Source organism: Bartonella sp. AA89HNZF, from assembly GCF_042196905.1.
GTDB lineage: Bacteria > Pseudomonadota > Alphaproteobacteria > Rhizobiales > Rhizobiaceae > Bartonella.
In genome coordinates, this window is the sequence record NZ_JBHIRD010000009.1 from 58,427 (window position 1) to 72,687 (window position 14,261).

General features: G+C 37.4%; 8 protein-coding genes and 1 pseudogene. 6 read left to right on the top strand and 3 right to left on the bottom strand.

Features of this window, described 5'->3' with window-relative positions; genetic code table 11:
* Positions 1–327 precede the first annotated feature (327 nt).
* From ACFIN0_RS05675 to ACFIN0_RS05695, 5 genes are all read left to right on the top strand, one after another.
* On the top strand, positions 328–3,558 hold the full coding sequence (locus tag ACFIN0_RS05675) for a BID domain-containing T4SS effector (protein WP_375702100.1): 3,231 nt from the start codon (positions 328–330) through the stop codon (positions 3,556–3,558).
* 778 nt (positions 3,559–4,336) lie between these two features.
* Positions 4,337–5,908 (top strand): murein biosynthesis integral membrane protein MurJ, encoded by a 1,572-nt coding sequence (gene murJ / locus ACFIN0_RS05680; RefSeq protein ID WP_375607240.1) that lies wholly within the window; start codon positions 4,337–4,339, stop codon positions 5,906–5,908.
* A 60-nt stretch (positions 5,909–5,968) separates the two neighbouring features.
* Positions 5,969–7,039 (top strand): tryptophan--tRNA ligase, encoded by a 1,071-nt coding sequence (gene trpS, locus ACFIN0_RS05685; RefSeq protein ID WP_375702101.1) that lies wholly within the window; start codon positions 5,969–5,971, stop codon positions 7,037–7,039.
* Positions 7,040–7,101: 62 nt separating this feature from the next.
* Positions 7,102–7,593 carry a universal stress protein gene (locus ACFIN0_RS05690; protein ID WP_375607238.1) on the top strand — a complete coding sequence of 164 codons (492 nt, stop codon included), beginning with the start codon at positions 7,102–7,104 and terminating at the stop codon, positions 7,591–7,593.
* 59 nt (positions 7,594–7,652) lie between these two features.
* On the top strand, positions 7,653–8,231 hold the full coding sequence (locus ACFIN0_RS05695; RefSeq protein WP_375612176.1) for a NifU family protein: 579 nt from the start codon (positions 7,653–7,655) through the stop codon (positions 8,229–8,231).
* Between the two features lie 448 nt (positions 8,232–8,679).
* On the opposite strand, the pseudogene ACFIN0_RS05700 reads toward ACFIN0_RS05695, so the two are convergent.
* The 3 genes and pseudogenes from ACFIN0_RS05700 to ACFIN0_RS05710 form a co-directional block, all read right to left on the bottom strand.
* Positions 8,680–8,760 (bottom strand): annotated as a pseudogene (locus ACFIN0_RS05700) (DUF4102 domain-containing protein); the annotation flags it as partial.
* Positions 8,761–9,636: 876 nt separating this feature from the next.
* A complete protein-coding gene (locus ACFIN0_RS05705) occupies positions 9,637–9,972 on the bottom strand; it encodes a zinc ribbon domain-containing protein YjdM (protein WP_375607236.1) in 336 nt (111 codons plus the stop codon).
* Between the two features lie 1,275 nt (positions 9,973–11,247).
* On the bottom strand, positions 11,248–12,876 hold the full coding sequence (locus ACFIN0_RS05710) for an alpha-D-glucose phosphate-specific phosphoglucomutase (RefSeq protein WP_375702102.1): 1,629 nt from the start codon (positions 12,874–12,876) through the stop codon (positions 11,248–11,250).
* Between the two features lie 217 nt (positions 12,877–13,093).
* Here ACFIN0_RS05710 and ACFIN0_RS05715 point away from each other — a divergent pair, with 217 nt between their 5' ends.
* Entirely contained in the window at positions 13,094–13,618 is a 525-nt protein-coding gene (locus ACFIN0_RS05715; protein ID WP_375621555.1) for a peroxiredoxin, read from the top strand.
* Positions 13,619–14,261 lie beyond the last annotated feature (643 nt).

The following is a 14,261-nucleotide window of genomic DNA, read 5'->3' on the forward strand; positions in this document are numbered from 1 at the left end:
CATCGTTGACTTTTCATACAAAACTTTGGTGCAATTATCTTGCCAAGATTGCACCAAAAACGGTGTATGAAATACAGAAAACTTTGAATAAGGCACCCCATTATTTTACAGAATTCATTGATAAAATTTCACGATAATACTTCATAAAAATTACAAACTTTAACTTTGTTCCATGATTAACTTGGTTCCATGCGAATAAGGTCAATTTTTTCAATCATTCAAATAGGCACTCTTCTTTGAAGAAAACGTTATGAAAATAATAAAAGGCAAAAAATGTAAAAAAGAAGATTTTAAAAAAATAATGTTACCATTTGAAAGGAAATATGCATGAAAGAAAACACAGAACATTGTGCCTCCTCTACACCGGAAGAATTGCAAGAACAACACTCTGCAATTAATGCAGCCATTTCAAAGCAAATCAATGAAGAAGCGCAAAAATTTTTCTACCCCAATAGCAAAGTGCTTAAAAATAAATACCGCATCAAAGATAACGAAATATTAAAAGAACGCTGTTCTAATGATGTAAAAGAAGAAATGATAAAACTGCACCAAGAACCTCTACCAGAGCAGTTTAATGCCTCTTATCTAAAATACCTTCATCAACGCCTCTTTTCTCGTACATTTGAATGGGCCGGACAAACGCGCGAAGAGCCTTTTACATTTGAAGATGGCACTGTTGCTTCTATGCCCATTTTGAAAAGAAAAGAATTTACAAAACCTTTTGCGATTGGCAGAAAAATACAGGAGGGACTAGAAAAGTTAGATAAAACGCTTGCTGAAAAGAATAATTTACAAGACTTAACTCGCGAAGAATTCGTTGAGCAAGCAGCTGGTATAATGATAGATTTGCACCACTTGCATCCTTTCAGAGAGGGCAATAAGCGCACAAAGAGACTGTTTGTTGAAAAACTCTCTCAAGCAGCAGGACATGAGCTAGACTTTTCTCTTGTGAGCAAAAAACGTAAAGACTTTGTCCGCGCCGCTGCCATGGAACATGGCAACCCAGAGCCTATGAAGCATCTTCTTGAGGATATCTCAAATCCAGAAAAATTGCTCCTATTACGAGAATTCACCAACTCTATGAGAGAGCTTGGATTAGATGAAAAAAATTATCATCTCGCTGTCGTTGCAAAAGAAGGAGAAACCTATCATGGTACCTATAGAGGCAGTGGACCCAATGGCTTCATGCTTGATGCCAACGGCATTTTCATCTTGGGAAATAAAAAAGATCTCACCCCAGAGCAAATACAGACATTAAAAATCGGTGATGCCCTCTCCTTTACAGCACAAAAAGTTCAAAACCCAGAAAAAACCCAGCAAAAAACATTGCTTCCAGAAGAAAAAGAAGAAAAAAGAGCCACTCTTAAAAACGATGAAATAACTGAAAAGAGCAAAGACAAAACATCCATTCAAACAAAGAAAAAGGGAAAATCTTATTTTTCACCATGGATTGCCTCTCATGTTTTACATGACAGCGTTGAAGTTATGCCCAAAAGTTTGCAAGCACAAGAAAAAGAACAAATGGCACAACCAATTGTTCAATCGGCTTCCGCTATGAGGCAAATGCAAAAAGATTTTCAAAAAAATATTTTACAGAGCAGTAATACAGCGACAAATGATCCAATATCTGTCAAAATGACAAAGGAAACACGCTCTGATCATCCAGAAATAGAAAAACAGCCTATCAAAAAAGCAATGGCATACTGGGATACTGGTACAAGAAAAACGGACACAATCCCTCTCACCTTACAGGAGAAATTATCATCACCACCTGAAACCGAAGAAAATAAGACAATACACCGTAATTTCTTTTACCCCAATAGTATCACCTTAAAGAATAAATATGGAATAAAAGACTACGGAAAATTAAAAGTGCAATGTGCCCATGATACAACAAAAGCAATCATTCATCTGCGCCAAGAAGCGCCACCACAAAAACTAACCTCCACATATCTCCAATATATTCATCACACCCTATTTAAAAATACTTTTGAATGGGCCGGACAAACACGCGAAAAACCATTTACATTTGAAGATGGTACCGTTGCTTATATGCCAATGATGAAAAAAGCTGGTATTTCTTTTGCCTCAGCAAAACAGATACAGGAGGGACTAGAAAATTTAGATAAAATACTTGCTGAAACGAATAGTTTAAAAGGCTTAACCCGCGAAACATTTGTTGAATATGTCACTGAAATGTTGATACAGCTCAACTATACCCATCCTTTCAGAGAAGGTAATGGACGCACGCAACGAATGTTTTTTGAAAAACTTGGGCAAGTTGCTGGCCACACACTCGACTTTTCTCTTGTAACAGAAAAACGTATGAATCTTGCCAGCATTGCATCGCTAAAACATAACGATAAAGAAGAAATGAAACATCTGCTTGAAGATATCTCAAATCCAGAAAAAATACTTATTTTAAAAGAATTCATGGACAGTATGAAACATATCGGGCTTGAGAGTATTCATCATCATCTTATTATAACAGCAAAAGAAGGTCATACCTATAAAGGCTTTTACAGAGGCAGTGGACCCAATGGCTTTATGCTTGATGCCAACGGAATTTTCATCTTGGGAAATAAAAAAGATCTCACCCCAGAGCAAATACAGACATTAAAAATCGGTGACGCCCTCTCCTTTACAGCACCAAAAGTTCAAAACCAGCAAGAAGTGCTTATCCCCGCACAAACAATACCCCCCCTTACCAACAATGAAATTGCCACAAGGATAAAAAACAACGCTTCCATTCAAGCAAAAAGAAAAGAAATAGAAACTTTGTGCCAAATCATTTATGGCAATCGTCATATTTTGCGGGAAAGAATTGAGATGATCCATGAAAATCATACTGAAGGAGAACAACTCTCCTATCAAATTTCCACCTCCCCCCAATCTATTTCTAAGCTTTCTGGTAGCAATGTATTTGGCATAAAAAACAACGCGCGCGCCCATGCTGAAGCAAATATTTTGCCCCTCTGTAAAGCCATTGATCGTTATATCAATATTTCTAAACAAACAGAAAGAGACATTCTCCATACCCATCATGTAAAACAAAGGCGGTGTGAACAGTCGGTAGAAATACCTAAGGCTTGGATGAAAAATCTCCTTTCCTTGTCAAAAGCACAACAGCAAGAAATGTTATCAAACTCTCCTGAATTAAGGGGGGAGATAAGGACTTATATCAAAAAAATCAATGAGCGCTTATCTTCAAACGAACATGAAGTTATAAAAGAAAATAATCCTGAAAGACTTGCGAAGAGTCTTGGCACATCAACCATTAAAGCAAAAGAGATTATGGAAATAATCAAGCAGATAAAAGAGATAGAACCGCATATACAACCCATGTATTTTTATAACCATAAATTCGATGAGCGCTTCGCACCAAACCAGCATCAATCTATAAAGAAAAACAATGAAAAAAAATGTTCCAACACGCCTGATAAAGAAGCAATTAAAGTGCAAAAAATGACAGAAAACGTCAATCAGAATCCCAAAAGACAAGAAAATATTCAACCTCACAAAACGGCACACGCAAAAGCAATGGCAATGAATGTCTAAAAGTTTCATAAACTTTAACTTTTTCGCCCCCTCTGGTAAAAATGATAGCCTTTATCCCCCTTGCCTTCATCGGCAAATCAATCGCACCTCAAAGAGAATGGAAACCATGAGAGAGTAATTTTTATCTTATTTCCTCAGATTTTATCCTCATCAACTGTGAAAAGAAACCTGAACAGGAAAAATGCTGTTGAAAGATCATGTCTTCCTATCCTCTTGTTTATGTAATCTCTAAAATGGGAGGGCCGGCAAATTTGGGGAAAACATAAAGCCGTAAAAGTGAAAACCAATCACCAACTTTACCATTACCTTTTAGCTCAGCCTTACGACTTTTTAAAACATCTAAAGCGCTGTTTTCTTAATAATGAATAAATAATGGAAATGGCGCATTGCTCCACGCTTTTATTTTATTGGCGTTCTTTTAATAGGGTCACACCCCTCACATAAAACAGAACGGTATTGGCTTACACTATTCACGATATCACACCATAAAGGGAAATGATCATTATATATCCCTTCAAACTGTTATGATATCACTCGCATATTTCAGTTTGAAAAAGAAATTTTAATTATTTTATGGCAACAATAAAAATTTTAATGCAACAGTAAAAAAGGAGCATAAAAAAGTCTTCAAGCACCATTGTTGACAGAAAGATAAACACCGTCGTAAAACGCTTTCAAAAAGTCTCCTTGATTAGGATAGAGATCAGATTTTTATGATTTAAAACAGTTTATTTCTCCTGTCATCGCTTCTCTTTTACAACAAAGTTGATATATCTTTATGACATTGATTAAAAAAATTGCGACAGTTGCTTCCGGAACCCTCATGAGCCGTATTTTTGGCTTCGTACGCGAAATGCTTATGGCAGCAGCCCTAGGGACAGGTCCTGTTTCTGATGCCTTTAACGCTGCTTTTCGTTTTCCCAATACATTTCGTCGTTTTTTTGCTGAAGGTGCCTTTAACGCTGCTTTCATTCCTCTTTTTGCAAAAAAAATCACTGAAGAAGGCCACGAAACGGCATGCAAATTTGCAGAAGAGGTCTTTGGCGTTCTCTTTTCACTGCTCTTACTGTTAACGATTGCGATGGAACTCAGTATGCCTTTTTTGGTACGAACCATTATTGCTCCAGGTTTTACAGAAGATGTAACAAAATTTAACGCTACAATTCACTTTACTGCAATCATGTTTCCCTATTTAACCTGCATGTCGCTTGCTGCCATGATGGGGGGTATGCTTAATGCTCTACGACGCTATTTTATTGCCGCCATTGCTCCACTCTTTTTAAACATTGTTCTGATTGGTGTGCTTGCCTATGCTTGGATCTATAAACTTGACGCTTGGCATATCGGTTTAAATCTCTCTTGGGGTGTGTTGGCAGCAGGGCTTCTTCAACTCACCTTAATTGCCCTTGCTTTACGTCAAAGTGGAATGAAAATTTCCTTCCGCCAGCCCCATTTTAGTCCTAATGTTCGCAAGCTGTTAACTTTAGCATTTCCAGCAGCCATCACGGGTGGCATCACGCAAATTAATTTGCTCATTAATACCAACATTGCTTCTAGTCAATCAGGTGCTGTTTCTTCTTTAATGTATGCGGATCGTCTTTATCAATTGCCTTTAGGCGTAATCGCCATTGCCGTTGCAACGGTTCTTTTACCAGAATTAACACGCGCTTTGCGGAGCAAAAAGCATAAAGAAACCCACCATTTACAAAACCGCTCTATTGAATTAACATTGTTGTTAACACTTCCAGCATCCATCGCTTTTTTGCTGCTCTCCACTCCCATTGTCAGTTTGCTCTTTGAACGAGGACAATTTACCAGTCAATCAACACACCATGTTGCACAATTACTGGAGCTTTATGGACTAGGACTTCCAGCTTTTGTTCTTATTAAGGTCTTTATTCCTAATTTTTTCGCCCATGAAGATACCAAAACACCGATGATTTTTACAGGTATTTGCGTTTTTATCAATATCGGTCTCGCCTTAACATTATTTCCTATTCTATCTGCACGAGGCATTGTTATTGCTGAAATTACCTCTGGATGGGCCAACACCCTGTTGCTGTGGAGTGTCCTTATCAAACGCGGTTATTGGAAATACGACTTCCAACTAATAAAGCGAATATTATGTCTCATGATGGCAACTCTTTTGAGTGCACTAGCCCTCTATTACGGATTGAATGTATTTGGTTTTTTGTCTTTTCCTTTATCCTCACAAGCATCCTTTTTCTTGCGCGCGATCACCTTAGCTGGGATCATGATTGGCATATTTTTGATCTATTTTAGTACCTATTTTTTATTCAACACCCGTTCCTTTTTTCACACGCTTAAAAATTTGAAAAAACGCTCATAATATCTATACTTTGTCAAAAACAATAAAATGAATAACCTTAATTGAAGAAAGAGCACTCCTATGGATACCTTCACACCACTTGTCTTTTCCGGCGTACAACCGAGTGGTCATTTACATCTTGGCAATTATCTTGGAGCCATTCAGCGTTGGGTTGAACTGCAAAACTCTCATCACTGTCTCTATTGTGTTGTGGATATGCATGCGCTCACAGTCAACCCAGATCCCCTTACTTTACACGAATCCACCAGAACAGTGACAGCAGCTTTTTTAGCCGCCGGTATTGATCCTCAAAAACACATTATTTTTAACCAATCACGTGTTTTTCAACATGCTGAACTCGCCTGGATTTTTAATTGTGTTGCCCGTATCGGCTGGCTTCAACGCATGACACAATTTAAAGATAAAGCGGGAAAAGATCGCGAAAAAGCATCCATCGGGCTTTTTGCTTATCCCACTTTGATGGCTGCTGATATTTTAGTCTATCGTGCAACGCATGTTCCAGTAGGCGAAGATCAAAAACAGCATGTTGAACTCACACGCGATATTGCACAAAAGTTTAACAACGACTATGCACAGCGTATTGCCGAATTAAATTTTGGCGTCTCTATGCAAACGGATGAAGAAAAAAGACAAGGCTTTTTTCCTCTTCCAGAAGCACTGATTGGAACAACAGCCACACGCGTTATGTCTTTGCGCGATGGGACGAAAAAAATGTCAAAATCAGATCCTTCAGATTTTTCACGCATTAATTTGACCGATGATGCTGATCTTATCGCAAAAAAAATACGTAAAGCCAAAACGGATTCGGCCCCTCTTCCCGATACCCTTGCCGCTTTAAAAGAACGACCAGAAGTAGATAACCTGCTTGGTATTTATGCCGCCTTTGCCAAAGTTAGCAAAGAAAAGATTCTTTTAGAATTTTCTGGTCAACAATTTTCGCATTTTAAAACAGCTCTAGCCGACCTTGTTGTCCATAAGCTTGCCCCTATAACAGAAGAATTACGTCGCCTTCATCAAGAAAGCGGTTATATCGACTCTGTTTTGCATGATGGCGCTAAACGTGCTAGTATGCTCGCAGAAGAAAATATGAAAAAAATTCGTGAAATTGTTGGATTTTTGCAAGATACATAAAAATAATAAAACTAAAAACTGTAGAGAGCAAAAAAATCGTTTGTACAAAATAGAGAAAGTGCATGATTTCCAAACCCCAAAATCCGAAAAAAGAACCAAAGAAAAAAAACTTAGTTATTATCGATGAAACACCAGAGTGTCGGCGTGCCGTTGCGTTTGCCGCACAGCATGCCCAAAATACCAGTAGAACATTGGTATTACTTTGTGTCGTTGATAGTGTAGAATTTCAACATTTTCTGGGTGTAAACAACCTTATGCGTACAGAATCAAAGCAAAGTGCTCATAAAATATTAGGAGACATTGCCAGTGAAGTCCGCACCACCCATGCGCTTGAAACAGAAATAGTAGTGCGTGAAGGAAAAAAAATTGATGAGATTTCTAAACTGATCGACGAAGATAAAAGGATTGCACTGATTGTTTTAGCAGCCAGTGGACATACAGAAGGACCAGGACCCCTTGTTCAATTAATCGGGAATAAAGGGACAGCTTTTTCAATCCCTGTCATTGTTATTCCTAGCAATCTTGCCGATGAAGATATTAGATCTATTGCCTAAAAAATATAATTTTCTACAATGTAAGATCTTCCCAAGCCTTCATTATAAAAGGAGAATCTATGTTTATTCAAACTGAAACCACCCCAAACCCTGCAACACTTAAATTCCTGCCAGGACGCGTGGTTCTTTCTGAGGGCGTATTAGAATTTCGTGACCGTGAAGAAGCAGCTAAAAACTCACCTTTAGCGGCTAAACTGTTTAATATTCCCAATATCAATGGTGTTTTTTTAGGCTATGATTTTATCACCGTAAGCAAAAAAGAAGGAGAATGGCAACATCTCAAGCCCGTCATTTTAGGCACAATCATGGAACATTTTCTATCCAATGAGCCAGTGATCACCACCAACGCTACAACACAAGCACAAACCCATGCCCTTAACGAAGAATTTTATGACGAAAAAGATGCTGATATTGTCTTAACCATTAAAGAGCTCCTTGAAACACGTATCCGCCCCGCAGTTGCCAACGATGGTGGAGACATTACTTTTCGCGGATTTGAAAATGGTATTGTTTATCTCAATATGCGCGGCTCCTGCGCTGGATGTCCCTCTTCAACAGCAACACTCAAACATGGTATTGAAAATCTTTTACGTCATTTTATCCCTGAAGTTTTAGGCGTTGAAGCCATGCCACAATAAATATTGACCTCAATAGGTAAAATAACCACACCGATTGCCCCTCTTCAACAGCGCTCAAACATGGAGTGCAAAAATCTTACGTCATTTTATTCCTGAAATTTTCGAAGTAAGCCATGCAGTCATAAAAATAGAGTACTGTTACAAAAATCTGTCCAATAATGATACCTTCACTCACCTTTCACCTCCACATATGCCTTAAAAAGATTTCAAAGCCCCCTTTAAGAAGCATAAGTTATTTCAACAAACCAATCGTACACAGAAGTACAATGTATGGGTGTGCACTTTAAATTTATTTTATCTCATAATCTTGTCATGCAATTTTAACGAGGAAAACACGACCTCGTTACAAAAAAAGAAAACCCAAAAAAGAAAACATTGTACGATAGAGTGCTCATTTGCTCTATCTTTCTCAGTGCTTCCAACGACAAATCACGCAAAATACTTCTTGTAGCAAGCCGGCACCATCATCATATCTGCCAGCCCCTAATGATGCGACAGCTCTTTCATTAAGACGATTCATAAGAGTCATTTTTAATCCTTTCTTTCCTCATTTTTACCCACACGCCAGCCCCGCGTGTGGTGTGCAAGCAAGTGATTTTAATTGATTCAACATGGAACAGATTTGAAATGAGAGAATCCCACGTTATTCGGGGTTCTAATTCAATATGAATAACGCTAATTTATTATTATAAATCAATATGTTGTTTCAGCCACTCGACAAAGATCACATTTTGCAACTTGCAATGAGAATTCTGACATTCTTCTTATTTCAATTATGTTTTTATTGCATCAATCAAAATCGTCCGCTTACACAGCACAAACTGGATAATAACAAAAACTATTTTTAATAGCTCTTATGTACACTTTTATAAGAGACTGTTGCAGTACTAAGAGCTGGAAAATGCATGGCAATAAGACCTTATCAAGATCATAGCGTCCTTTTTCCATTCTTAAAATCAAGAATTTCCTCTATCATTTTCAATCTCATTTCCATAAATATGACGCAAAAGGTGTAACTACCCATAAAAAATAAATACATTGAAGCCAGATCTATTATGGTTGTTTGAGAAATTATCTGATAAAAAAAATGAGAATATTTTTTCAATTCAGCAGGAATAAGTTTGTCTACTTTACGGTATTGTTCTTCTCATAAAGCGCATACTTTTATTGTTGCTTATGAGTCAACATCCAGTCCCCTCATAACCGCATATTAAAAGAAAAAACAGAGTCGCTATTTCTCTGCTATACATGGCCTTACAATAAAGGAAAACATATTGCTTTTATCTGATTGGTGTAATCTATGAAACAAGAAAAGAAGCCACTGGAGAAAAATATGCCCAATTAGAGAAGAATGTAAAAATAGAAAACCAACGAAATCCAAAAACAATTGCAATAGGATAAACGTCTAAACTTTTTTCACAAACTCCGACTTTAAACTCATCTGACCAATCCCTGGAATTTTGCAATCAATATTATGATCTCCATCCACCAAGCGAATATTCTTTACCTTCGTCCCCCCTTTTAAAACAGATGAAGCGCCTTTTACTTTCAGATCTTTTATCACCATAACAGTATCGCCATTTGTCAAAATCTGACCATTGGCATCATAAACAGTATCGGAAAGAACAGCGGCATCGTTCTTTTGTGGCCATTCATGTGCGCATTCAGGACACACAAAATTTTCACCATCTTCATAAGTATAAAGACAATCACAACGAGGACATTTGGGATATTGGGTCATAAATTCCCCTTTTTTAGAAAAATCATTCATTATGACGGTCATAAAACAAGAAATGCTTATTGTCCATTATTTTAGAAAAATACGTCCCTTTATTTCATTCCCCATCTGCCAACTATGTTTGTCAATGCGATCACCACAGACAAGACGTTAATTTATAAGAATGATTTATCATTGTACACCTTAAATAAGCCCCTACCTATCATAAAATTTACTCCCTTCATTCTCTATTATAAATCAATCAAAATCATTTTCTTATCCGCCACAAATGAAATTAACGAATGGATAAAAAATGAAAAAAGGAACATCTCTTAATAAATTCTCTCAAAGAGCGAAGCACGATTGAATATTGCGAGAAAAGAAAGTGATGCCCTAACTTGACCTTTTATGTTAAGTAAAGATAACGGTTATAATATTAGAGAATATGTTGATTTATAATCATCATCAATGGTTTTGTATGTTGAATAGGACACCCGAATATTTTAAGATTCTCTTATTTCAAATCCTCTTCTATTGAAGCAACCAAAGCCTTGCGCTTGCATGTTACAAGTGGAAAGATGCACATTGGGAACTAATCAATAAGTGTGATGGAGCTGGGCTTACTCTCTCATAAAAATGGTGGTGCTCAATGTTGTCACTGCCCTTGGCACAAAAGATGATTGATTCATAAGAGGTGTTTTTAGTTCTTTTTTGTACAGTTTTTATCCACACGGCTCTCCCCGCTTGTTATGTGCAAATGAATGGTTTTAATTGATTCAACATGGAATAGATTTGAGATGAGATAATCTTACAATATTGGAGAGCTCTCATTCAAATTGAATAATACTAAATTATTATTATAAATCAATTTATTATCCAATATATATCGACCATTATATTCTTCACGAGGATTTACCGTGATCTCCTACATGAACAGCATTCCATAAAGAAGGGCGTAAGTGTATTGAGAGAGGCTTTTTAAATAAGCATATGAAATGCGCAATAACGACAGTGTTCTGTTTTGCATGAGGAACATCATCCTATTAAACAAAAATTTTTATCAAGCCATTGAGCAAACCCATTGGGCATAAATGCTCCGATTATGCTGGATTATAATTGCCTACAGCATTCAGTTTTAAGAAGCACGCAGTTTTAGGAATCGGATCGATATGTAAAGGTGAAAAAAACAAAGCGAGCTTGAAAATGGAAGATCTCCCTTATGCACATAAAATCACACCCCTAAAATCACACCCATGTGATCAATCATCATACCTTTACAAAAAAAACATTCCAATGATCTTAGGTGATAATATCAGGGTGATCTCTCCCCAATGCTTGTTGTATGTTTAACAGTTTTAATGCTACCTGTTGCAAAGGTTTAAGAACGTCTTGCGGATTAAAGTTGTGTTTGCGCGGATCACTTTCATATTGTTCAAAATAAAGTCGTAAAGTAGCACCTAGCGTCCCTGTTCCCGACAAACGAACCACCAACCGTGCACCATTCTCGAAAAAAATACGGATACCTTGCTGCGTACTAACGCTCTGATCAACGGGATCATGATATGTAAAATCATCTGCTTTTTTGACGAAAAATCCAGCAATTTCGGTTCCTTCTTGTGGTAAATGCCCACGCAAATGCTCTATAAGTGCCAAAGCTTTGTCTGCTTCGACTTCTTCATAATCATGCCGTAACGTGTAAAAACGCCCATAGGTGAACCAATGCTGTTGAACAATTTGTGCGACAGTTTTTTCTGTTACCGCTAAAAGATTTAACCAAAATAGGACAGCCCATAAACCATCTTTTTCACGGATGTGAAGAGAGCCCGTTCCAAAGCTTTCTTCACCACAAAAGGTTACTTTTCCCGCATCCAAAAGGGTTCCAAAAAACTTCCATCCCGTTGGCGTTTCAAAAAAGTTTAGTCCTTTTTTTTCCGCAACCAGATCAGCAGCACGCCCCGTCGGCATAGAACGTGCTATCCCCACAACACCTTTTCGATATCCTTTAATAAGGTGTGCATGTTCAGCCATAATAGCCAAAGAATCCGAAGGCGAGACAAATTGTTGACGACCAATAATGAGGTTACGGTCTCCATCACCATCAGAGGCTGCGCCAAGATCTGGTCCTTTCTCTGACATCAATAAATCATAAAGAGCCTTAGCATAAACCAAATTGGGATCTGGATGACCACCTCCAAAATCTGGCAAAGGAATACCATTAACCACCGTCCCTTCAGAAAATCCTAAGCATTTTTCAAAAATTTCATGAGCATAAGGCCCTGTTACCGCATGCATGGCATCAAACCGTAAAGTAAGACCTCGAGCAACAGCCTTGGCAATACAGTCAAAATCAAAAAGCTCCTGCATCAAAGCAACATAATCAGCGACAGGATCAATAATATCAATCCGCATGGCTCCCATAAAGATCGTACCTTGCCTATCTAAATCAATATCTGGTGCTTCAAGAATTTTATAAAAAGAAAGACGTTGCGATGTTGCAAAAATAGCATCACATAAAGAATTAGGAGCCGGTCCCCCATTAGAAATATTATATTTAATACCACAATCTCCCTCTGGACCACCAGGATTATGGCTTGCAGAAAGAATAAGTCCACCATGGGCATGAGTTTTACGAATAAGATGCGAAACAGCAGGTGTAGAAAGAATACCGCCCCTTCCCATTTTAATACAAGAAACACCATGCGCCGCCGCCATCTTCAACACAATCTGAAGGATAGTACGATTAAAAGTGCGCCCATCCCCCCCAAGAATCAACATTTTTCCTTCAAGAGGTCCAATATTATCAAAAAGAGATTGTATAAAGTTTTCTACATAATGGGGTTGTTGAAAAACAGACACTTTTTTGCGCAAACCAGACGTTCCCGGTTTTTGCCCCTCAAAAGCCGTGGTTAAAACTGTCTTTATGGTCATATCAATACCTTTATATTCTTTCCTATAATTTTAAGGTGAAGAGTATCCAAAGTCGACCATTAATTCTACTTGACGGAAGTATGAAATATTTGCACACTCGTTAGAAGTAAGAATTTTTTAAGAAGCCCTTTTATTTAAAACGATCTTTCCCATATGTTTTTAAATACGAAGGCTGTTTTAAAACAAAATTTTCGTAAAAGAATACAGGAGCATCATGATGATGAAAAAAACAGTTCCCAATGTAACATTCCACACACGCGTACGCGATGAATCAATGGCTGGAGACAATCCTTATCGGTGGCAAGAAGTTAACAGCGATGCTTACTTTAAAGGAAAGCGTGTTATTCTTTTTTCTCTTCCTGGAGCTTTTACCCCTACTTGCTCAACCTTTCAGCTGCCTGATTTTGAAAAACTCTATGATGAATTTAAACAAGCGGGTATTGATGAAATTTATTGCCTTTCCGTCAATGATGCTTTTGTCATGAATGCTTGGGGAAAAGCACAAAATATCAAAAACGTGAAATTAATTCCCGATGGCTCTGGTGAATTCACACGCAAAATGGGTATGCTGGTTGCAAAAGACAATGTTGGGTTCGGCATGCGATCATGGCGCTATGCAGCTGTTATTAATGATGGTGTGGTTGAACAATGGTTCGAAGAAGCAGGTTTTTCAGATAATTGTGCAACAGATCCTTATGAAGTTTCTTCACCACAACATGTTTTAAAAGCCTTGAAAAGCTAATTCCCCAATCGTCTATTTAAACAAAATTTTACGACACAAATCTCCTTCCTCAGGGAATTTGTGTCGTTTACTTTTTGCAACCTCTATTCGTGAAAACAGACACGATAAGTTGATTGTGCGCCTTCTGTGAGAAAATATTCCAACAATAATTTTTCAATAAATCTTTCATGTTTTAACGGCTTTGCAAAAGCTTGGAAAATTGCCGATGAAAAATCCCGTTGTAGCGCTAAAAAATCAAAGAGTTAAAAGCTGTTGCACGCTATCAAAAAATGGGGATGCAATTGCCAAAGGCGCAAATTCATGCAAAAACTCTCTCGGAAACATCAAGGACTAACGTATTGATGAAATATGCAAGATCAATGCTAAATTTCTCATACTGAGAAAAACTTTGTGTCGAATAATAATTTGATTTATAAAGATAATTTATAATTTTGCATATTGAATGAGAGGAGTCGAATATCATAAGATTGTTTTATTTTATCCCTTCTTATATTGAATCCCTTAAAACTATTTTCTTGCTCATTAGCAAGTGGGATTGGCATATGAATAAACGATTAAAAAGAGTAAAAATACCTCTCGTAAAGGCTCTAAAATACAAGAGGTATGAACATCAAGACTGCAAAGTTCACAAAAGTATCAAGAA

What these genes read in the sequence shown, in the direction of transcription:
- ACFIN0_RS05690 (WP_375607238.1), top strand. Translation starts at nt 7,102, where the DNA reads ATGATTTCCAAACCCCAAAATCCGAAAAAAGAACCAAAGAAAAAAAAC.
- trpS (WP_375702101.1), top strand. Translation starts at nt 5,969, where the DNA reads ATGGATACCTTCACACCACTTGTCTTTTCCGGCGTACAACCGAGTGGT.
- ACFIN0_RS05710 (WP_375702102.1), bottom strand. Translation starts at nt 12,876, where the DNA reads ATGACCATAAAGACAGTTTTAACCACGGCTTTTGAGGGGCAAAAACCG.
- murJ (WP_375607240.1), top strand. Translation starts at nt 4,337, where the DNA reads ATGACATTGATTAAAAAAATTGCGACAGTTGCTTCCGGAACCCTCATG.
- ACFIN0_RS05695 (WP_375612176.1), top strand. Translation starts at nt 7,653, where the DNA reads ATGTTTATTCAAACTGAAACCACCCCAAACCCTGCAACACTTAAATTC.
- ACFIN0_RS05705 (WP_375607236.1), bottom strand. Translation starts at nt 9,972, where the DNA reads ATGACCCAATATCCCAAATGTCCTCGTTGTGATTGTCTTTATACTTAT.
- ACFIN0_RS05675 (WP_375702100.1), top strand. Translation starts at nt 328, where the DNA reads ATGAAAGAAAACACAGAACATTGTGCCTCCTCTACACCGGAAGAATTG.
- ACFIN0_RS05715 (WP_375621555.1), top strand. Translation starts at nt 13,094, where the DNA reads ATGATGAAAAAAACAGTTCCCAATGTAACATTCCACACACGCGTACGC.